Genomic DNA, 21,642 nt, shown 5'->3' with positions numbered 1-21,642 from the left:
TGTTCAATTGTTTTTTAGTTTTCTTCAACTGATTTGGGGTCAATTTTAATACCCGCACTCATAGTACTAGAAAGATAAATACTCTTTATATACGCACCTTTAGCCGCAGTAGGTTTCAACTTGATCAAAGTTGAAATAAACTCCTTAGCATTGTCACGAATCTGTTCCGGAGTGAAAGACACCTTACCAACAGATGTGTGAACGATACCGCTCTTATCTACCTTAAAGTCGATCTTACCTTGCTTAACCTCCTTCACCGCATTTCCGATCTCATTGGTAACCGTACCACTCTTTGGGTTAGGCATCAAACCACGAGGGCCTAATACGCGACCAAGAGCACCGATCTTACCCATGATAGAAGGCATAGTGATGATAACATCAATGTCAGTCCAACCGCCTTTAATCTTATTAATATACTCATCCAATCCAACATAGTCAGCTCCAGCGGCAGTAGCTTCAGCTTCCTTGTCCGGGGTACATAATGCGAGAACCCTAACCTGCTTACCAGTTCCGTGAGGCAATGAAACCACGCCTCTCACCATTTGATTGGCCTTACGGGGGTCAACACCTAAACGGACATCAACATCTACGGATGCGTCAAACTTAGTTGTAGTAATTTCCTTCACTAAAGCTGAAGCTTCTTTCAATGTATATGCTTTCCCAGCTTCAATCTTGCCCAAAGCCAACTTTTGATTCTTTGTAAGTTTACTCATCTCAATTGAAGTTTATTAATTATTACCCGGGAATGTCCCTTTAACAGTGATACCCATACTTCTGGCTGTTCCCGCAACCATTCTCATGGCTGACTCGACAGTAAAGCAGTTTAGATCGACTAATTTGTCTTCAGCGATAGCTTTCACCTGCTCCCATGTGATCTCAGCGATCTTAGCACGGTTAGGTTGAGCGGAACCGCTCTTCTTCTTAGTAGCTTCCAACAACTGGATTGCCACAGGAGGAGTTTTAACGACAAAGTCGAAAGACTTATCGACATAGTAAGTAATTACAACAGGTAATATCTTACCAGCCTTGTCTTGGGTCTTGGCATTAAATTGCTTGCAAAACTCCATAATGTTAATACCCTTAGAACCCAAAGCAGGTCCTACTGGGGGAGAAGGGTTTGCTGCTCCTCCTTTAATCTGCAATTTGATTTGTCCAGCAACTTCTTTAGCCATTGTTTCTAAAATTTTTTAGATATATAACATCAATAACAGAAAGGTAGCACTTTTCGTAACCAGAGTACTATTCTTTCTCAACTTGCATATAACCCAACTCAAGGGGAGTCTTTCGTCCGAAGACCTTAACCATCACCTTAAGTTTCTTTTTCTCGGCGTTGACCTCTTCGATTATACCCGTAAAACCGCTGAACGGTCCAAAAGTAATCTTCACACTCTCGCCAACATAGAACTGGATATCCAGATCCTCTTGTTGTTCCTGCAACTCATCAACCGTACCCAAAATACGATTCACTTCCGCAGGGCGTAATGGCACGGGGGTATCAGAACCACCCAAGAAACCAATCACGTTCGGAATGTTCCGCAATCGATGAGCAACCTCACCGACCAAAGCAGCCTCGACCAGCACATAACCCGGCAAGTAAGCCCTTTCTTTCATGACCTTCTTACCGTTTCGTACCGTAAAGGTTTTCTCGGTCGGAATCAAGACTTGAGATACATATTCTCCCAGATCCGTATTCTTCAGCTCAGCCTCTAGATATTCCCGCACCTTGTTCTCCTTGCCACTGATGGCACGCAGAACATAAAATTTCTTTTGGATATCAGACATACCTTAACTGATTAGAAAATTTGGTTGTAGAAGAAACGCATAACAGCCTCAAAGGCCCCGTCAACAACAAAGATCAATGCGGCGATGATAAGGGAAGCAAACATAACAACAACCGCACTATTGGAAAGCTCTGCTCTCGTAGGCCAAGAAACTTTATAAACAAGTTCGTTATAAGATTCCTTAATATAAGTAATTATCTTTTTCATCGAATCTATAGATTTTAGCACGGAAGGAGAGGCTCGAACTCCCGACACCTGGTTTTGGAGACCAGTGCTCTACCGACTGAGCTACTTCCGTAGAAATAGCCAGCCCTTAAAAAGACTGGCTATAACATTATCTAATGTTTGAATTAGTTCTCTAATTCTGTGATCTGGCCTGCACCTACTGTACGTCCACCCTCGCGGATAGCGAAACGAAGACCTACGCTACATGCTACCGGATAGATCAACTCAACCTCGATCGTTACGTTATCACCCGGCATTACCATTTCTGTTCCTTCCGGCAAAGTGATCTCACCAGTTACATCCAATGTACGGATATAGAACTGAGGACGATATTTGTTGTGGAACGGAGTGTGACGACCACCTTCCTCTTTCTTCAAGATATAAACCTCAGCCTTGAACTTAGAATGCTCTTTAACCTGACCCGGGTGGCAGATTACCATACCACGCTTGATCTCATTCTTATCGATACCGCGAAGCAACAAACCAACGTTGTCACCAGCCTCACCTTGATCCAATAACTTACGGAACATCTCAACACCTGTAACAACAGATTTCTTACCAGCAGCGCCAAGACCGATGATTTGAACTTCCTCACCTACCTTAACGATACCTGTCTCGATACGACCTGTAGCAACAGTACCACGACCTGTGATTGAGAATACGTCCTCAACCGGCATCAAGAACGGCTTGTCGATTTCGCGCGGAGGCAGAGGAATCCAAGTATCACAAGCTTCCATCAACTCCATTACTTTATCTTCCCATTGAGCATCACCGTTCAATGCACCAAGAGCAGAACCACGGATGATCGGAGTGTTGTCACCGTCGAATTGATAGAATGAAAGCAACTCTCTCATCTCCATCTCAACCAATTCCAACATTTCCTCGTCGTCAACCATGTCACACTTGTTCATGAATACAACCAATCTCGGAACGTTTACCTGACGAGCCAAAAGGATGTGCTCGCGAGTTTGAGGCATAGGACCATCAGTAGCAGCAACTACGATGATAGCACCGTCCATCTGAGCAGCACCAGTTACCATGTTCTTTACGTAGTCGGCGTGACCCGGACAGTCTACGTGAGCATAGTGACGGTTTGCAGTCTGATACTCTACGTGAGAAGTGTTGATTGTGATACCTCTCTCTTTTTCTTCAGGAGCGTTGTCGATAGAATCGAATGAACGCAACTCTGAAAGACCTTTCTTTGCCAATACTGTTGTGATAGCAGCTGTCAAAGTTGTTTTACCGTGGTCAACGTGACCAATCGTACCAATGTTCACATGTGGTTTCGATCTGTCAAATTTCTCTTTTGCCATAACTTAATTGTTCTTTATTTGATTAATGATCATGTTCAATTTTCAATTGAGCCGGTGCCGAGACTTGAACTCGGGACCTCTTCCTTACCAAGGAAGTGCTCTACCGCTGAGCTACACAGGCAACTTATAAGAGCGGAAGACGGGGCTCAAACCCGCGACCCTCAGCTTGGAAGGCTAATGCTCTATCAACTGAGCTACTTCCGCAAGACCGAATGAACCAACCGATTCTCTCCTTTGTTTCATTCGTGTGGGCAGTGATGGATTCGAACCACCGAAGGCGAAAGCCAGCTGAGTTACAGTCAGCCCCATTTGGCCACTCTGGTAACTGCCCATTCCAATACATTCTTTTGAGCCTCTTGTCGGATTCGAACCAACGACCCCGAGATTACAAATCACGTGCTCTGGCCAACTGAGCTAAAGAGGCGATACTTCTAAAAGCAGCCGTTTCGTCACCACGGCGAAACGGCTGCAAATTTAGATATTATTTCTTACATACCAAATTTATCTACCGTTTTTTTTATTTGGCTCTGATTTTTTCTTTGAATTTAACCAGTTGCTTCTCCAAAGCCTCAACACAATCGTCTATCGCCCCTTCGAAAGTATCGTTTATTTTATCAGCGAAACATTCCCCGTTCTTCACGGACAACATTATACTGGCCTGCTTGTTCTTCACCGTCTCAGGCTTAACCACCTTCAATGTAACCTCTGCCAATATAATACCATCGAAGTATTGCTCCAATTTAGAAACTTTCTTCTGAATAAACGCCTCCAACTGTGCAGTTGCGTCGAAATGAATTGCTTGAATTCTAACGTCCATAATAACCTCCTTCTTTTTTTGCTCTTGGATGAGCATGATACACTTTTTTTAATTCCTCAAAGGTTGTATGCGTGTAAACACTGGTAGACGCTAAACTGCTATGACCTAATAAATCTTTCACAGCGTTCAGCTCGGCTCCGTTGTTTAACATACTCGTTGCAAATGAATGTCGTAACACGTGTGGACTTCGTTTCGCCAGCATGGGTATCTCCGACAATTGCTTTTTTACTATATTATAAACAATCCCCGTCGACAACTGATTCCCGTTCTTTCGAACGAAAAACCATTCACCGGCTGCCTCAACCTCACGATCACGGACTTCCGTGTATGCAAGCATTAAGTTTTTTAAACCCTCCGCAAAAGGAATCAACCGCTGCTTGTTCCGCTTTCCGGTTACCTTGACCTGCATCGCCTCATAATCCACATCCACGTTTCGTATGCCGATTAACTCTGAGCGGCGCATCCCGGTATCGTATAGCATCTCAATGACCAACCGATTCCTCACACCTTCAAAATCCTCATCAAATCCGTCCCCGTCCAACAACGCCTCCAACTCGCTATCCTTAATAAAATAAGGCAAGGGTTTCTTCGTTTTCGGACCGCTCACCAATCTCAACGGATTCGCGGAGACAATGCCCCGTTTCATGAGAAACTTAAAAAAAGATTTCAAAGAACTTAATTTCCGGTTTACCGATACGGGAGAGAGCTTCTCGTCCATCAAACTGACGATCCAGCTTCTCACGAAATCCGAGTCGATTTCCCCGGGGTTGAATACACCTTCTCGATGCTCTCTTACATACCTCTGGAATTGGTCCAAATCTTTCGAATAGGCACCAATCGTATAATTGGAATAGTTCCGCTCATACCGGAGATAGTTTAGAAAGTCATCGATCAGCATATTCTCGTTGCATCAACATTCATGCAACGAAAATAGGAATAAGAATTCAATAAAACAAGCCCGGAAGCTATAATTATTCTTCTACTTGTTGCAAATGCTGTACGTAGATAGCACGCATAGTCTGCTTTCTCTTCGTAACAGACGGTTTCTCGAAAGCCTGACGGCCTCTCAATTCCTTGACTACACCTGTTTTCTCGAACTTTCTCTTGAATTTCTTAAGCGCCTTCTCGATGTTTTCGCCTTCTTTTAATGGAACTACGATCATAATTTAAATTGTTATATTGTTTAATTATTTATATCCTCAAATTGAGCGGCAAAATTACTGATTGTTTCGGGATTAGCAAAACTTTCAGCGATTATTTTTATAAAAGATGCCTTTCTCCGTAATTATAGCCGTGATTAGCTCGTGGGGAGTAATGTCGAAGGCGGGGTTGTAGACTTTCACGTCTTTCGGGGCCATACGCCTTGAATACCACATCTCGGTGACCTCATCGGGGTTACGTTCCTCTATTACAATGGAATCGCCGTCCGGGCACGAGCCATCGATGGTGGATGTCGGGCCTAATACATAGAAGGGGATCTTGTAATGCCGGGCCAAGATAGCCACTCCAGACGTGCCGATCTTATTCGCCACGTCGCCATTGGCGGCTACACGGTCGCAACCTACGACCACGGCATGCACCCAGCCTTTCCGCATGACGACGGAGGCCATATTATCGCAAATCAGCGTCACGTCCACGCCGGCCCTGCTTAGCTCATAGGCCGTGAGCCGGGCGCCTTGCAACAAAGGACGGGTCTCGTCGGCGAAGACCTTGAAACCATAACCTCTCTCCTGCCCCAGATAAATCGGCGCCAAAGCGGTGCCATACTCCGAGACCGCCAGATGTCCGGCGTTACAATGCGTAAGGATTCCCATCCCGGGACGGAGTAGCTCCAGACAGTTCTCGCCGATCTGCCGGCAAGCGGCGGCGTCTTCCTCCCGGATCGCGATCGCTTCCTTATATAATAGCTCTTTCCATTCCGGGACAGACAAGGTTGGATGAGCGACCAATACCCGCTCCATCCGGTTCAGCGCCGCCACCAGATTCACCGCTGTCGGACGGGAACCGGCCAGATACTCCTTGATCTTCCGAAACTCATTCACGAAAACGGATTTCTCCGCCGTATCGATCCGACGGGCGCAGACATAGATACCATAAGCGGCCGCTACCCCGATAGCAGGTGCTCCACGTACCTTTAATTTATAGATAGCGTCCCATATCTCCTCGGCAGTGGTAAGGGTCAGATACGCTTCCTTACCCGGCAGCAGAGTTTGGTCCAAAATGATCACACCGTCCGCTTGCTCGTTGAAACGCACGGTCTTTAAATCAGATAGAGTTTGTATCATTCGATATGAATATATTAATAGTTCACGGGACCCAGCGTAGCTTCTATCGCCACCCCTGCGGCGGTAACCGCTATCGCTCCTACGACAAGGCCTGCCGTAGCCCCATGAGTCTCTTTCACGTAAAAGAAATCGCCGGATTGCTGCTGTCCCTCATCGAAATACTGGGGAGCCACGTCGCCGACCTTGATCAATTTCGCCAGATAGAAGTTCCGCTCAAAAGAGGAATGCTTCAAGGGCTTCCCATTAGTCCCTCCGGCGAACAACGTCAGGTAGCTACGGAATCTCAGCGGAGAATCTTCTTCTGTAAAATCCTTCACTCGGATATTTACGGTTGTGTTTGCTTTCGTTGTCATTTGTTCCTTTACATACTCTTCTTTCGGGATCTCGTTAAACGGGAAGTTGGCTAATTGCAAAGGCGTATTGACTAATTTGGAATGCGGCGGGATAAACTCAACGCCCTTTGGCAAACTCACATCACCGGAGAAGGAACCTTCCGAGTAGCTCCACCCGCTGCTGCTCCTATCGCTCCAATGAAAGGAGCTACCGGATGCCACGCTAGAGCTCTCGCCTCTCACCGAGGCCACTTTCGGGTCGTAGGTGGTAGCCACGTCATCGATAATCAGCGCCGACCGCCCCCAATCCACGTACAAGGGTTCATCCAGTTTATTATAAATGGTAATAGTAACCGGGGCGTTCTCTCCCCAGAAACGATAAGAGATACGTACCGTATCGTTTTCCTGCACAAAATCACCTCTCTCATTCTTCTCCCCGACGGGGTCATTCGAGTTCAACATCGAATAATAATAAGAAGAACATGCGCTCAAGCCGAGAAGCAGAGCCGCAAAGACAAAAAGATAAAGTAGATTCCTCATGGCACTTCTTATTTGTTTCTACAAAGCTAGCAAATTATTCCTTGATATCTATTGGGTGCCTTATCTTTAACTTGATTTAAAGGGATCGGTTCACAAGGTTGTGGACCACAAGGCTGTGAGCCCATATACATTTATCATAACCTTTAGCTTTTTTATCCGGAATCCTTACCCTTTTCTCTTTTATATATTGTACCTTTGAAGCTGAAGTATTCATTATCCACCATCCGTTAGACGATCATCTAACGGATGGTGGATGATCTTCCAACAGTTGGTGCATGATCATGCAACGGCTGTTGGAAGATGAATTCTTCTTGAAGAAACCGCTAAGCTCGCCTATAGAAACGAGTAAGCGATCTAGAAGAATCGGACAAAAGATCTATAACCATTTAAACACGACACAGATGTCAGCAAATTACAAGCTAGTCAGAAATCCCAACCCGAATCCAGAGGAATCCGGGAAGTCATTACCCCTACATCCTCGTTTGGTCTCTTGCGGGACGATACATACGGATGAGTTCATCAGCAGAGCGAAGTCCCGGTCTTCTTTCTCTCCCGCGGATATGAAAGGGATCTTGCAGCTTTTCCAAGACATGATGGTGGACTTCCTCATGTTCGGTTATAACGTGGAGCTAGAGGGGATCGGTACTTTCAGCGTCTCACTGAAAAGCCGGCCCGTGATGGAAAAGAATGAGATCCGGGCGGAATCCATCCATTTCAAGGACGTGAAGTTCAGATCGTCCAAGGAACTAAGAGACCGGCTGAAGACCATGCCGGTGTTTCGTGACGAGTACACGGTTAGCGATCCCGCATATCCCTCCGCCAAGGAATGCGAGCAAGAGGTATTCCGTTATCTGGAGACGAACCCTTTTATCCACCAGAAGAAGTATATGTCGCTCTGCGGATGCTCCAGAAGTAAGGCTTCCCTCGACTTGCGGCGGCTGGTAGAGGAAGGGAAACTGCGGTGGGAAAAGCTGGGTACTTCCCATCTATATTATAAGGTAGAAGAGCCGGTTTCCGGCGAGACAAATCCAAAATAATTCATTAACTTTGCGAGTATTAATGTTGACTAAAATAAAATGCGATGAAAACAAACATTCCTGAACGTATCGCCGCCCTACGGGAGGCTATGAGGCAACAGAAGGTTGACGCTTACATCATACCCAGTTCCGACCCGCATCTAAGCGAGTATCCGGCCGATCGCTGGAAATCGAGAGAATGGATATCCGGCTTCACCGGCTCGGCGGGAACGATCGTGGTCACCGCGGACAAGGCGGGCTTATGGACTGATTCCCGGTATTTCCTGCAAGCGGCCAGCCAACTGGAAGGTTCCGGTATCGAACTCTATAAGTTGGCGCTTCCGGAGACACCGTCTATCACGGAATTCCTCTTGCATGAGTTACACGCCGGACAGGCCGTTGGGCTAGACGGGCAAACCTATAGCGCCGCCGAAGCGAGTGCCTTGGCAAATAAACTAAGCCGTAAAGAAATCAAGCTGGATACCTCGGCCGACCTGATCGAGGGTATCTGGAAGGACCGTCCCGCCGTTCCCGGAAACCCGATATTCGAGATGCCGGAAGCATTAAGCGGAGCCTCCGTGCACGAGAAACTAGACCTAATCAATAACCAGTTGCGGAGCGAGGGCGCCGACTGCTTGATCCTCGCCGCCTTAGACGAGATCGCGTGGACATTCAATATCCGGGGTACGGACGTGACCTATAACCCAGTCGTAGTCAGCTACGCCTTCGTATCGGAGGATGAGAGCGTGCTATTCATCAAGCCGGAGAAGCTGACCGCCGAGATCACCGAGCATTTGAAGAAAGAAGGGGTTACGCTGGCCGAATACTCCATGATCCAGAGATATCTGTCCCGCCTACCGGAAAACAGCCGGGTATTCGTGGATATGAACAAGACGAACGTCTCCTTATACGATGCGATCCCGGGAAACTGTACGATCGTGGAAGGGATCTCTCCCGCCAACCACTTGAAGAGTATCAAAAACGAGACCGAGATCAAGGGCTTCCAAAACGCCGTGGTAAAAGATGGTGTCGCCTTGACAAAATTCTATATCTGGCTGGAGAAACAAATGGCGGAAGGAACCCAAGTTACAGAGATCAGCGCCGCCGAGAAGCTGACAGCCTTACGTGCGGAACAACCGCAATACATCATGGATAGCTTCGGCACGATCTGCGGCTACGCCGAGCATGGAGCGATCGTTCATTACTCCGCTACGCCGGAAACGGATGCGACCTTGAAGCCGGAAGGATTGCTTTTGATCGATTCCGGCGCGCAATATCTGGACGGTACGACGGATATCACCCGCACGATCGCCCTTGGAGAACCGACGGAGCAGATGAAAAAGGATTTCACCCGTGTATTGAAAGGTACGATCAGCTTGGCGAAAAGCAAGTTTCCCGCCGGTACACGAGGTTCCCAGATCGATATCCTTGCCCGTAAAGCGCTATGGGATTCCGGAATCAATTACTTGCACGGAACCGGTCACGGTATCGGCCATTGCCTAAACGTACACGAAGGCCCCCAAAGCATCCGCATGGAGGAGAACCCGGTGACCTTGAAGCCCGGAATGGTGATCAGCGACGAGCCGGCCATGTATCGTACCGGCGAATACGGTATCCGTACGGAGAACATGATCTTGGTACGTGAGGACAGCGAGACGGAATTCGGGAAATTCCTAGGATTCGATACGCTGACGCTTTGCTTTATCGACACGAGCCTGATTATCATCCCCATGCTCTCTGCCCGTGAGCACGCTTGGCTGAACAAATACCACCAAATAGTCTACGAAAAGATCAGCCCGTTCTTGAACGAGGAGGAGAAAGCTTGGCTGAAAGAGAAAACAACAGAAATTTAAACAACTAAAAATGGCATTAATCAAATCCGTTCGTGGCTTTACCCCGAAGATCGGTAAAGACACTTTTTTAGCAGACAACGCCACGATTATAGGTGACGTAGAGATCGGTGAAGGTTGCAGCATCTGGTTTGGCACCGTGCTTCGCGGCGACGTGAACTCGATTCGCATCGGCAACGGCGTAAACGTACAGGATGGTTCCGTCCTTCACACCTTATATGAGAAATCGACGATCGAGATCGGCGATGATGTATCCATCGGCCATAACGTAACGATCCACGGGGCGAAGATTTGCAATGGCGCCTTGATCGGAATGGGCTCCGTGGTATTGGATCACGCCGTAGTAGGCGAGGGAGCGATCATCGCCGCAGGTTCCGTAGTACTAAGCAAAACGATCGTCGAGCCAGGCAGTATCTACGCCGGAGTTCCCGCTAAGTTCGTCAAGAAGGTAGATCCCGAGCAAGCGAAGGAGATCAACCAAAAGATAGCCAAGAACTATCATATGTATTCTTCTTGGTATAAAGAATAATAGCATGTATTTGATTATTTGAATTATAAACCATATATTTGTATCTGTAAAGTAACAACCAAAGGGTTACATGAAAAATGATTCAAATAATAGGGTTCCAGCCAATAAACACTATTTGTCCCGAAGAGTGGGATGGATAGTGTTTATTTTTATGCTGGGAATAGGCGGATATCTGGCGTTACCCTCCAATTATTATCTACGTAGGGCCCTTATCCATTTGTTACCCAAGATCGATCAATATCCGATTTTCGAGAACCGGGTCGTAAAAGCAGGTTCGCCCCGCCCTTGGGAACTATCGGAAGCTTACAATACGAAAAGTATTCCAGAGCGTTATCTTCCCCGGTTTGAGGAGCTGGGTACGGTTGCCTATGTAATCATCCAAGACAATCGATTGCTATTCGAGCAATATTGGGAAGATTACTCGCCGGAATCGCATAGCAACTCCTTCTCGATGGCGAAAAGCATCGTCTCGTTAGCGATCGGCTGCGCTATCGACGATGGATTTATCCGCGATGTCGATCAACCGGTAAGCGACTTTTTCCCGGAATTCAAGGGATACGACGGAAAGGCCCTAACGCTTCGCCATTTGCTGACCATGAGCGCCGGCGTGGATTTCGACGAGGCTTACAGCTCTCCTTTCTCTCCTACCACCCAGTTGTATTATGGCGATGACCTACAGGAAATTGCCTTCGGGATGAAAGAGATCGACGAGCCCGGCGTAAACTTTATCTACCAAAGCGGCGTGACACAACTGCTAGGCTTTATCGTGGAGAAGGCTACCGGGGAGAAACTCAGCGATTATGTATCCCGCAAACTATGGACTCCGATGCACGCCGAGGAAAGCGCCCTTTGGAGCCTCGACCGGAAGGACGGCATGGAAAAAGCCTATTGCTGTTTCAACAGTAACGCCCGTGATTTCGCCCGCTTCGGACAATTATTACTCAACAACGGCCAATGGGATGACCGGCAATTGATCTCTCCCGCTTATTTGGCGGAAGCGACAAGCCCCGATACCCGTCTTGTCTATAAGGATCTCGGCAAACCCAACCATTGTTACGGATTCCAATACTGGATTCTCGATTACAAAGGGATGAAGATCCCTTATATGAGAGGAATCTTGGGGCAATATGTCTTCACGCTCCCGGAAAAGAACGCCGTGATCGTAAGACTCGGGCACAAACGCAGCGATACTTATACCGCCGACCAACATTATCCGGACGATATAAATACATGGTTGGACGCGGCGATGGACTTACTTCAATAAGAATCTATTTATCAAACGATCTAAAAATAAACGCACATGAGAAAAACGATTTTAACGACAGCGCCATTGGCGGCACTCTTATTGCTTTCTTGCGCACAGAAACCCAGTACGCAAAAACCGGACATCACGTATATGCCGCAACCACCGTTCAATCCGCCAACGTATGTTTGCTACAAGGCCCCCGCTCCTATCAAGATCGACGGAAAGCTTTCTCCCGGGGAATGGGACGCGATACCTTGGACCAACGACTTCGTAGATATCGAAGGCGACAAACGCCCGGCCCCTCACTTCCAGACCCGGGCCAAGATGACTTACGATGATAACGGAATGTACTTCGCCGTCCTTATGGAGGAGCCGCACGTATGGGCGACCATCACGGAACACGACGCCGTGATCTTCCATGACAACGACTTCGAGATCTTCCTGAATCCTACGAACGACACCCATAATTATCTGGAGTACGAGGTGAACGCCTTAGGTACGGAATGGGACTTGTTCTTAACCCGCCCCTACCGGGATAATCCGCAAGTATTGAATAACTGGGAGTTCGCCGGAATGAAATCCGCTGTTTATGTGGACGGTACGCTGAATAACCCGAAAGACACGGATAAATCATGGAGCGTAGAGGTATTCATTCCTTGGACTTCCGTATTCCAAATGGACAGAGGAAAAGAAAAGCCGGAAATCGGCGAGCAGATCCGTGTGAACTTCTCCCGTGTGGAATGGACAACGGACGTGAAAGACGGTAAATACGTGAAAGTCCCTATCCAAGGAGAGGATAAGATTCGCGAGTACAACTGGGTATGGGCTCCTACCGGGGTAATCAATATCCATATGCCCGAATACTGGGGTTATGTTCAAATATCGGATAAGATTGCGGGAGAAGGTGAGACTCCTTTCGTAAAACATCCTTCGGAGGAGACGAAATGGATCTTGCGTAATTTATATTACCGTCAGAATGAGTTCGCCGCGACCTTCGGGCATTATGCCGATAACATCAACGACTTGAAGGCAAACGAGCTATGCCCGCAAGAGATCGCCAATCAACTGGAAATACATACGACACCTTCTATGTACGAGATATCGCTACCCACATCGGACGGTACGGTATGGAATATCCGGCAAGACGGTCTGGTATGGCCTAAAAAGAAATAACATAATTTATTAATCAACTTACATATCATGAAACAAAACAATTTATGGATAGCGGCCTTGGCTTTAGGCATCACGCTATCGGCTCACGGACAACAAAGCGGTGGAGGCATCTCACCCACGATGTTGCAGCAAATCAAACAGTCTTATCAAGGAACGCCGACCGATAAGGCGATCCGTAACGCAATCACCAATAACGATATCAACAAGCTTGCCGTTAATGGGGAGAGCAAGAACAATTTGGATACTTACTTCTCCAATAAGGTAGAGAGCAAAGGGATCTCCAACCAACGTTCCTCGGGCCGTTGCTGGCTTTTCACGGGATTGAACGTATTCCGTGCGCAGGCGATCCATAAATACGACATGGGTGAATTCCAATTCTCCCAGAATTATTCTTTCTTCTGGGATCAATTGGAGAAAGCGAACCTTTTCTTACAGGGCATCATCGATACTCGTCTGAAACCGATGGACGACAAGATGGTGGAATGGTTATTCAAGAACCCGATCGGAGACGGAGGGCAGTTCACGGGTGTCTCCGATATCTTGACCAAGTATGGCGTGGTTCCCGCCGAGGTCATGGTAGAGACCAACAGTAGCAACAGTACCGGACGCATGAGCAACCTGATCGGATTAAAGCTGAAAGAATACGGCTTGCAACTTCGCGACCTGTCTACGACCAAAGGCACGACCGTAGCGGATCTGGAGAAAAAGAAAACAGAGATGCTAGGTACGATTTACCGTATGCTCGTATTGAACTTGGGAGAGCCGCCTACGAAATTCACGTGGACTCGCAAAGACGCTAAAGGGAATCCGGTAGAGACGAAGGAATATACGCCTCAGTCCTTCTTCCAAGAATATATCGGGGACGATTTGAAAAACAACTATGTCATGTTAATGAACGATCCGAGCCGCGATTATTATAAGTTGTATGAGATCGATTACGACCGCCACGCTTACGATGGCAAGAACTGGACTTACGTAAACCTTCCGATCGAGGATATCAAACAAATGGCTATCGCTTCCATCAAGGACAGCACCATGATGTATTTCTCTTGCGACGTGGGCAAGTTCTTCGATCGTGACAGAGGTATTCTGGATGTAAACTTCTACGATTACGGTTCACTGATGGGTACGACTTTCGGCATGGATAAGAAACAACGTATCCAAACATTCGCCAGCGGTTCCTCACACGCCATGACCTTGATGGCTGTTGACCTCGATGCGAATGGAAAGCCGAAGAAATGGATGGTTGAGAATAGTTGGGGCCCCGGAGCGAACGCCGGCCACCTCATCATGACAGACCAATGGTTTAATGAGTATATGTTCCGTCTGGTAGTCAACAAGAAATACATCACGGATCAAGTAAAAGAGATCTTGAAACAAACACCGACTCGTCTTCCCGCTTGGGACCCGATGTTCGCTGAAGAGGATTAAAATAAAACACGGATGAGATAGACAACGCGAATCGTTCAATTACCAATCCGTACATCTATCTCATCCGTATTCCATTGCTATATCAAAAGAGTCTGGGCATACAATCACTCGAATAGCAAACCCGGCTTTATCTATTAACGGATATGGATTTGCCGCAAGATCTGATCCGTCGCTCCTACACTGTTTTTCACAAAATCACCGGCAGCTTGCCCGGAGGTTTCCAAGGCTGTCGGGTCGGTCAATAACTCGTCCATCTTCGTTCGGAAAGAGGAATCGTCTGTGATGGAGAAACCACCACCTACGGCGATCAGATCCTTCGCCTCCTTAAACTTATGGTATCTCGGGCCGAATAAGACCGGCATCCCATAAACGGCGGCTTCCAACGTGTTGTGGATACCCGCTCCGAAACCACCACCGATATAAGCGATCTGTCCATAGCGATAAATGGAAGATAAGAGTCCGAAACTGTCGATGATCAAGCAATCCTTATCGGCCAGATCATCCTCATGCGCCTCCGATAGACGGACGGACGGACGTTTTAGCATCGCCTCGATAGAAAGGAGATGTTCCCGGTGAATCTCATGCGGGGCGATAATCAACTTCATCTCCGGATGCTCATGGAAATAAGGGATAAAGATCGCCTCGTCTTGAGGCCATGAACTGCCGGCCACCATCACGATCGGCCTCTTACCCTCCTTGCTTTCCAAGAAACGTTCGATAAACGGAAGCTCACGAGCTTGCTTACGGACATCCAACACCCGATCAAAACGGGTATCGCCGGTCACCGTCACATTCGTGATACCGAACTCGTTCAAGAGTTTCATCGAACGCTCGTCCTGAACAAAAAGATGATTAAAATAAGATAGCATCTTCCGGTACGGCTTTCCGAACCATTGGAAAAATAGCTGGTCGGGGCGGAATATAGCGGAAATGATATAAACCGGTATTCCCCGCTTCCGCAACTCACGCAAATAGTTCCCCCAAAACTCGTACTTGATAAATATGGCGATCGCCGGGTTCGCCAAATTCAGGAACTTCTTCACCCGGAAAGGCGTATCGAAAGGAAGATAGCAGATCACGTCCGCTCCCTTGTAATTCTTCCGTACCTCATAGCCAGAGGGAGAAAAGAAAGTCAGCAACACCTTATACTCCGGATGTTCCGCCTTGATCTTCTCGATCATAGGGCGCCCTTGCTCGAACTCGCCCAGCGAGGAGGCATGGAACCAGATGTATTTAGCGTTCCGGTCGATCTTCTCACGAAGTATGGAATTTGTTTTCCATTGCCCGAATCGCATCAGTCTCGCCTTTTTATGGAAAGGCGAGATCAAAGCGACTACAAAAGCGTAGAGATGTATTGCTAAACTGTACATGATTATTTTAATATCTCGATAGCCCGTTGGATACGGCGGATAGACTCCTCTTTACCTAAAGCCTCGGTGATATCAAAGATGCCGGGGCCCTTGCCCTCGCCAACCAAGGCCAGACGGGCGGCGTTCATGATATTCCCCAAATGATATCCCTTGCTCTCGATCCAAGCCTTGCACTCGTTCTCGGTACCTTCTACGTCGAACGGCTCACGGGCACGCAATTGCTCGATAAACTCACCCAATTGAACAGCCGAATCTTCCTTCCAGCGTTTCTTGCGAGTCTTCTCATCGTACTCCGTCGGGGCGATAAAGAAGAAAGAGCAAAGATCCCATAACTCACTCACGAAATTGACACGGCCTTTCATCATGCCGACTACTTTCTCTACATAAGCATGGGTAGTCTGGATACCGTGGCTTTCCACGATCGGCAAGAATAGGTCAGCGATCTCCGTATTACTCTTCTCCAGCAAATAGTGATGGTTAAACCATCTGCCTTTCTCATAATCGAACTTAGCACCGCTCTTGCTGCAACGAGACAGGTCGAACAAACGGATCAAATCATCCATGCTCATCACCTCTTGATCGTTACCCGGATTCCAACCCAGCAAAGCAAGGAAGTTTACGACAGCCTCGGGGAAGTAGCCACTCTCACGATAGCCCGATGAGACATCACCCGTCTTCGGATCGTGCCATTCCAAGGGGAATACAGGGAAGCCCAGACGATCGCCGTCACGCTTGCTCAACTTACCATTACCTTCCGGTTTCAACAGCAATGACAGGTGGGCGAAACTAGGCATCGTATCTTCCCAACCGAAGAAACGATATAATAATACGTGAAGCGGCGCGCTCGGCAACCACTCCTCACCACGGATCACATGGGTAACCTCCATCAAATGGTCGTCAACAATATTCGCCAAGTGGTAAGTAGGCAATTGGTCGGCCGATTTATATAATACCTTATCATCCAAGATAGAGGAGTTGATAACGACCTCGCCACGGATCAAGTCGTTCACGTGGATATCCTCATTCGGCTCGATCTTGGCACGAACTACGTACTGATGACCTGACTCGATCAGGCTCTGAACCTCTTCCGGAGAAAGCGTCAACGAGTTGCGCATTTGCGAACGGGTAGAGGCGTCGTATTGGAAATTGGCGATCTCCTTCCGTTTCTCCTCCAACTCGGCAGGCGTATCGAACGCTATATAAGCATGGCCATCGTTCAGCAATTGATCGACATACTTCTTGTAGATCTCACGACGCTCGCTCTGGCGATACGGACCGTAGTTGCCGCCGAAGCTCACGCCCTCGTCGAACTTGATACCCAGCCAAGTCAAGGCCTCGATGATATAGTCTTCCGCCCCGGGAACGAAGCGTTGGGAATCCGTATCCTCGATACGGAGAATCATATCACCGCCATTCTGTTTAGCGAATAAATAGTTGTATAAAGCCGTGCGGACACCTCCGATATGCAGCGCCCCCGTAGGACTAGGTGCGAAGCGTACTCTTACTTTTCTTTGAGTCATAATACTTACATTCTATAATAATGCGGCAAAAGTACGCCTTTTTTTCCGCTTAGTGAAGTTTTTTACGTATATTTCGGACGCAAAAAGGAATCTATATGAAACAGAAGAATTACAATATACCGACCGTGGTCTACTTCGTGGTGACCGCGTTACTTATCGCCTACTTCTTCCCTCGGGAGGGAAAATTCCGTTATCAGTTCTATGAGGGCAAGCCTTGGAGATATGGATTACTCACCGCCCCGAGCGATTTCCCGATCTACAAGACCGACGACGAGGTAAAAGCGGAGAAAGACAGCGTACTCCGTAAGTTCGAGCCTTATTACCGCATGAACCCCGACATCCAGAAGCAAGAGGTCGAGAAACTGCGTGCCAACTACAATAACGGCAATAACTTGCGAAGCAAAGTATCCCCCGCTTACATGCAGTATATAGAGAGCAGCCTGATCAACTTATACAAGAACGGTATCATCTCGTCGCAGGATCTGGACGAGCTACGGAAAGAGGAATACTCCCGTGTCAACCTCTTGGAGAACGCCGTCGCGCAGCCCCGCTACGTGAGCGATTTCTTCACCGTGCGCACCGCCTACGAGTTCATTATCAACAACTGCCCGCCGCGGCTGGACAAATCGATCCTGCAATCGTGTGACATCAATAACTACCTCACCGAGAACATATCCTATGCCGCCGACATGTCCGACAAGATCAAGGAGGATATGCTACAGAGCGTATCTATCGCTAACGGTATGGTACAAGCCGGAGAGCGTATCGTAGACCGGGGCGAGATCATCGACAACCATACCTACAACGTGCTCCGTTCCCTAAAGGCCATACACGAGGCCAAGACGGGGGGCACGCAGACGCAAGGCATCATACTGGCCGGGCAATTCGTGCTCGTCTTCGGGCTGATGTTCTGTTTCTGGCTCTACCTATGGTCTTTCCGCTTGAAGATATTCCATAACCGGAAGAACGTACTATTCTTGATCCTCTGCATATTCGTGAGCTGCATCTTTACGGAACTATGTGTTACCTACGCATTATTCAACGTATATATATTGCCGTTCGCCATCGTACCGATCGTGGTACGTACCTTCTTCGATTCCCGGACGGCGCTTTTCACGCACCTTATTATCGTGCTGATCTGCTCGTTGATGGTACCTTTCCCGCATGAGTTCCTGTTGTTGCAGATCGTGGCGGGTATGGTAGTGACGTTCAGCTTGAAGGAGTTGAGCGAACGTTCGCAACTGATCCGTTGCGCCGTCTTCATCTTCCTCTCCTACGCCGCCTGCTACCTCAGTCTCACGTTGTATCAAGAGGCGAACTTAAACAAGATCAACTGGATGATGATGCTTTATTTCGGTATCAACTTCATCCTGCTGATGTTCACCTACGTATTGGTATATATGTTGGAGAAGACGTTCGGATACGTGTCCAGCATCACGCTAGTGGAACTGTCCAACATCAACAACCCGATCTTGAAGAAGCTTAGCGAGACTTGCCCGGGCACGTTCCAGCACTCCTTGCAGGTATCCATCCTCGCTTCCGAGGCGGCCGCCAAGATCGGCGCCAACGCCCAACTGGTACGTACCGGCGCCCTTTATCACGACATCGGGAAGATGAGCAACCCCGTCTTCTTCACCGAGAACCAATCGAGCGTGAACCCGCATAACCAGTTATCGTTCGACCAAAGCGCGCAGATCATCATCAGCCACGTCACCGAGGGCGTGAAGATCGCCGAGAAGGCCCTGTTACCCAAGGCGGTTATCAGCTTCATCCGTACGCACCACGGACGTGGCAAGGCGAAGTATTTTTACAACTCTTTCAAGAACCAATACCCGGACAAACCGATTAACGACGAGCTATTTACCTACCCCGGCCCGAATCCCTTCTCGAAGGAGACCGCCGTACTGATGATGGCCGATTCCGTGGAAGCCGCCTCCCGCAGCTTGAAGGAACATACCGAAGAGAGTATCAGCGCCTTGGTGAACAAGATCATCGACGGGCAGATCGCCGACGGCTTGCTAAAGAGCGCTCCGCTGACCTTCAAGGACGTGGAGACCATAAAGAGCGTATTCGTAGACAAACTGAAAACCATGTTCCATACCCGAATCAGCTATCCGGACTTGAAAAAACAATAGCGAACCAGCATGAACGACCACCTACTCTACTTAGCCTCGACAGGGATCGTAGCCTTTACCTGTCTTCTGGTCAGCGGACTGCTGTTGTCGCTGAAGACCTTGCGGGAAAGCACGATCCCCAAGTACCGGACGGCCTGCAAGTATCTCGCCTTGGCCTCGGCATTGGTAGGCATAGGGCATATCTTCATCTTGTCTTCCGGCACGGACGAGCGAACCATCATGGAGTTGTTCTACTTCCCCATCCTGCTAATCAGCGCCTCGCAAGCGTTGCTGTTCACGTTCCTGCTCACCCTCTTATTCAGGGGAAAGAACGTGACCCGGAGGAATATCCTCCTCCACGCCATGCCTACGATCGCGCTTACCGTAGCCTACACGATCGCTTGTCTCTTCCGGGAGGATGTCCATACGTATCGTTTCGACGTATGGTGGGATAATATTGGGAACCCGCCCCTGCTGATACGTACGCTCACGTGCCTCGTATACCTTGTCCAGCTAGGGGGCTATACGCATTTTTTCTTCCGGGAGCGGGCGATCTATCTAGGTAACCTGAAACAGATACCCCAATCACCCGAGCGACTGGAATTGCGCTGGGTAACCCGTGCCTTCCTATGGGCGCTGGGTATCGGCATCGCCGCCGTGAGCCTCTGTTTCTTCCCGAATAATTACTATAACACGGCGGTCAACTTCGTGTTCGCCCTCTTCTACGCCTCGGTATCGATCCACTACGCCAACTACCATTACACGTACGACCAACTATACCTGCGGCTCAACCTCGCCCCGCAAGCCGACGCCGATACCGATCCCAACCGGATGGACCTAGAGGATCTGATCGGCGGGTTGCTGGAAATCGAGGAGGACGAGTTGTTCCAGCAAGCGCAAAACTATATGGCCAGTTCCTCACCCTTCCTCAACCCGAATTTCAGCCGGCAAGACCTAGTACGTGCCCTCGGTACCAACGAGAAGTATCTCTCCACCTCCATCAAGGACAAGCTGAACATCACGCTCAAGGAATACATCGACCGCTACCGGGTGAACCACGCCCGTACCGAGCTGTTGATGCCGGGCGACAGCCGGAGCATGGAAGAGATCGCTGTCGGCGCGGGCTTCACCAGCTCCCGCACCTTCTCACGTATCTTCCAGAAAATACTGGGAGTCACCCCCGCCCAATACCGGCGGCAGGCGCAATAATGAGCATTTTTCCGAGATCTGTCCTCTTTTTTCCCGGATTTGTCCTCTCATTCTTACCCCGAACCCCGTTCTTTGCCGGCAGTAATCACTTAATAAAGGAATACCATGGCAGAACAAATCATTCTCAACACAGACTTGTACGATAACCTGCTCACCGAGCGCAAGGGCGACTACACCGCCAAGCCGCGCATCACCGGAACATTGTATAACACGGACATCGCCGCACGCATCGTGGCCGCACGTACCGAGTACCAACACGGCACGATCCTCAACATCCTCGACATGGCCGACAGCCATAAGGTGCAAGCCATCGCCGAGGGCAAGAGCGTGGTGGACGGCGTAGGCCAATACCTCGTCAACGTGCAGGGGGCCTTCGAAGGCGAGAAGGCTCAGTTCGAACCCGGGAAGCACGCCCTCGGCATCACCTACACCATGGGCAAGCTCTTGCGCGAGACCCTCAAGCTGGTGAAGGTGGTGGTGAACGGCGTGGCGGCCGTAGGTCCGGTGATCAATACCGTGACCGACTCCACCTCCAAGGCCATCAACGGGCAGCTCAGCTCCGGCGGAGCCCTCGTGCTGGGCGGCGTAAACCTGAAGATACAGGGTGATGATCCCTCCATCGGTGTCTACCTCACCCCCACCACCGAAGGGGCCGCGCCGATGAAGGCACCCGTGGTGATCGCCAACTCGCCCTCGCAGGTGATCGTGCAGATGCCGACGCTGGCCGACGGGCAGTACACCGTGAGCCTCACCACGCAATACAGCGGAAGCCGTAACGTAAAAGAGCCCCGCACCTACACCTTCCCCATCATCCTTATCGTAGGAGAAGGCGGTGGGGGCGACAGCGAGAGTCCGGACGAGATCTGAGGACAACGTTGTCCGGCATGTCCG

Annotated in this window: 21 protein-coding genes and 5 tRNA genes; 9 read left to right on the top strand and 17 right to left on the bottom strand. The window is 49.0% G+C overall.

Annotated elements, in window-relative coordinates; all coding sequences use genetic code 11:
• Positions 1-14: 14 nt before the first annotated feature.
• From rplA to CI959_RS11515, 15 genes are all read right to left on the bottom strand, one after another.
• Positions 15-713: a 50S ribosomal protein L1 gene (gene rplA, locus CI959_RS11585; protein ID WP_005854218.1), complete on the bottom strand. Its 699-nt coding sequence runs from the start codon at positions 711-713 to the stop codon at positions 15-17.
• Between the two features lie 15 nt (positions 714-728).
• Entirely contained in the window at positions 729-1,172 is a 444-nt protein-coding gene (gene rplK / locus CI959_RS11580; protein ID WP_057317399.1) for a 50S ribosomal protein L11, read from the bottom strand.
• A 67-nt stretch (positions 1,173-1,239) separates the two neighbouring features.
• Entirely contained in the window at positions 1,240-1,782 is a 543-nt protein-coding gene (nusG, locus tag CI959_RS11575) for a transcription termination/antitermination protein NusG (protein ID WP_005854213.1), read from the bottom strand.
• A gap of 11 nt (positions 1,783-1,793) precedes the next feature.
• A complete protein-coding gene (gene secE, locus CI959_RS11570) occupies positions 1,794-1,988 on the bottom strand; it encodes a preprotein translocase subunit SecE (protein WP_005854211.1) in 195 nt (64 codons plus the stop codon).
• 18 nt (positions 1,989-2,006) lie between these two features.
• Positions 2,007-2,079: transfer RNA gene (locus tag CI959_RS11565), tRNA-Trp, on the bottom strand.
• Positions 2,080-2,131: 52 nt separating this feature from the next.
• Positions 2,132-3,319, bottom strand: coding sequence for an elongation factor Tu (gene tuf / locus CI959_RS11560; protein WP_005854209.1), 1,188 nt, complete (start codon positions 3,317-3,319; stop codon positions 2,132-2,134).
• Between the two features lie 49 nt (positions 3,320-3,368).
• Positions 3,369-3,440: transfer RNA gene (locus CI959_RS11555), tRNA-Thr, on the bottom strand.
• A gap of 10 nt (positions 3,441-3,450) precedes the next feature.
• Positions 3,451-3,523, bottom strand: a tRNA-Gly gene (locus tag CI959_RS11550).
• A gap of 44 nt (positions 3,524-3,567) precedes the next feature.
• Positions 3,568-3,650 (bottom strand) — tRNA-Tyr (locus tag CI959_RS11545).
• Between the two features lie 19 nt (positions 3,651-3,669).
• A tRNA-Thr gene (locus CI959_RS11540) sits at positions 3,670-3,743 on the bottom strand.
• Positions 3,744-3,836: 93 nt separating this feature from the next.
• Positions 3,837-4,136, bottom strand: a complete 300-nt coding sequence (raiA, locus tag CI959_RS11535; RefSeq protein WP_008778704.1) for a ribosome-associated translation inhibitor RaiA — start codon at positions 4,134-4,136, stop codon at positions 3,837-3,839.
• Positions 4,126-5,034: a tyrosine-type recombinase/integrase gene (locus tag CI959_RS11530; RefSeq protein ID WP_005854176.1), complete on the bottom strand. Its 909-nt coding sequence runs from the start codon at positions 5,032-5,034 to the stop codon at positions 4,126-4,128. The genes raiA and CI959_RS11530 overlap by 11 nt, the downstream gene beginning before the upstream one ends.
• A gap of 73 nt (positions 5,035-5,107) precedes the next feature.
• Positions 5,108-5,299 (bottom strand): 30S ribosomal protein S21, encoded by a 192-nt coding sequence (rpsU, locus tag CI959_RS11525; RefSeq protein ID WP_005854174.1) that lies wholly within the window; start codon positions 5,297-5,299, stop codon positions 5,108-5,110.
• An 84-nt stretch (positions 5,300-5,383) separates the two neighbouring features.
• A complete protein-coding gene (mtnA, locus tag CI959_RS11520; RefSeq protein WP_005854172.1) occupies positions 5,384-6,421 on the bottom strand; it encodes an S-methyl-5-thioribose-1-phosphate isomerase in 1,038 nt (345 codons plus the stop codon).
• 14 nt (positions 6,422-6,435) lie between these two features.
• Positions 6,436-7,293 (bottom strand): hypothetical protein, encoded by an 858-nt coding sequence (locus CI959_RS11515; RefSeq protein ID WP_008773678.1) that lies wholly within the window; start codon positions 7,291-7,293, stop codon positions 6,436-6,438.
• Positions 7,294-7,694: 401 nt separating this feature from the next.
• On the opposite strand from CI959_RS11515, the gene CI959_RS11510 reads away from it, so the two are divergent.
• The 6 genes from CI959_RS11510 (at position 7,695) to CI959_RS11485 (ending at position 14,538) form a co-directional block, all read left to right on the top strand.
• Positions 7,695-8,330 carry an HU family DNA-binding protein gene (locus tag CI959_RS11510; RefSeq protein ID WP_005867237.1) on the top strand — a complete coding sequence of 212 codons (636 nt, stop codon included), beginning with the start codon at positions 7,695-7,697 and terminating at the stop codon, positions 8,328-8,330.
• A 44-nt stretch (positions 8,331-8,374) separates the two neighbouring features.
• Positions 8,375-10,162 (top strand): aminopeptidase P family protein, encoded by a 1,788-nt coding sequence (locus tag CI959_RS11505; protein WP_057317397.1) that lies wholly within the window; start codon positions 8,375-8,377, stop codon positions 10,160-10,162.
• A 10-nt stretch (positions 10,163-10,172) separates the two neighbouring features.
• Positions 10,173-10,688: a gamma carbonic anhydrase family protein gene (locus tag CI959_RS11500; RefSeq protein WP_005854163.1), complete on the top strand. Its 516-nt coding sequence runs from the start codon at positions 10,173-10,175 to the stop codon at positions 10,686-10,688.
• 70 nt (positions 10,689-10,758) lie between these two features.
• The gene (locus tag CI959_RS11495) at positions 10,759-11,952 is read left to right on the top strand and encodes a serine hydrolase (RefSeq protein WP_011966799.1); all 1,194 of its coding nucleotides are present in this window, start codon (positions 10,759-10,761) and stop codon (positions 11,950-11,952) included.
• 36 nt (positions 11,953-11,988) lie between these two features.
• A complete protein-coding gene (locus tag CI959_RS11490; protein WP_057317396.1) occupies positions 11,989-13,107 on the top strand; it encodes a carbohydrate-binding family 9-like protein in 1,119 nt (372 codons plus the stop codon).
• A gap of 27 nt (positions 13,108-13,134) precedes the next feature.
• Positions 13,135-14,538, top strand: coding sequence for a C1 family peptidase (locus tag CI959_RS11485; protein ID WP_057317395.1), 1,404 nt, complete (start codon positions 13,135-13,137; stop codon positions 14,536-14,538).
• 134 nt (positions 14,539-14,672) lie between these two features.
• On the opposite strand, the gene CI959_RS11480 is transcribed toward CI959_RS11485, so the two are convergent.
• The gene (locus tag CI959_RS11480) at positions 14,673-15,908 is read right to left on the bottom strand and encodes a 3-deoxy-D-manno-octulosonic acid transferase (protein WP_008773682.1); all 1,236 of its coding nucleotides are present in this window, start codon (positions 15,906-15,908) and stop codon (positions 14,673-14,675) included.
• Positions 15,909-15,910: 2 nt separating this feature from the next.
• Complete coding sequence (gene gltX, locus CI959_RS11475; RefSeq protein ID WP_005854152.1) at positions 15,911-17,428, bottom strand: glutamate--tRNA ligase; 1,518 nt, start codon at positions 17,426-17,428, stop codon at positions 15,911-15,913.
• Positions 17,429-17,523: 95 nt separating this feature from the next.
• Here gltX and CI959_RS11470 point away from each other — a divergent pair, with 95 nt between their 5' ends.
• The 3 genes from CI959_RS11470 (at position 17,524) to CI959_RS11460 (ending at position 21,618) form a co-directional block, all read left to right on the top strand.
• Positions 17,524-19,563 carry an HD family phosphohydrolase gene (locus CI959_RS11470; RefSeq protein WP_057317394.1) on the top strand — a complete coding sequence of 680 codons (2,040 nt, stop codon included), beginning with the start codon at positions 17,524-17,526 and terminating at the stop codon, positions 19,561-19,563.
• Between the two features lie 9 nt (positions 19,564-19,572).
• Entirely contained in the window at positions 19,573-20,751 is a 1,179-nt protein-coding gene (locus CI959_RS11465) for a helix-turn-helix domain-containing protein (protein WP_005854148.1), read from the top strand.
• 105 nt (positions 20,752-20,856) lie between these two features.
• Positions 20,857-21,618 carry a DUF4469 domain-containing protein gene (locus tag CI959_RS11460; protein ID WP_008773685.1) on the top strand — a complete coding sequence of 254 codons (762 nt, stop codon included), beginning with the start codon at positions 20,857-20,859 and terminating at the stop codon, positions 21,616-21,618.
• The last annotated feature ends 24 nt before the right edge of the window (positions 21,619-21,642 follow it).

The sequence above is a fragment of the Parabacteroides sp. AT13 genome, assembly GCF_002272965.1.
GTDB classification, from domain to species: domain Bacteria; phylum Bacteroidota; class Bacteroidia; order Bacteroidales; family Tannerellaceae; genus Parabacteroides; species Parabacteroides distasonis.
The sequence above is the reverse complement of the archived record's forward strand: the minus strand, read 5'-3'. Positions and strand labels throughout refer to the sequence as shown.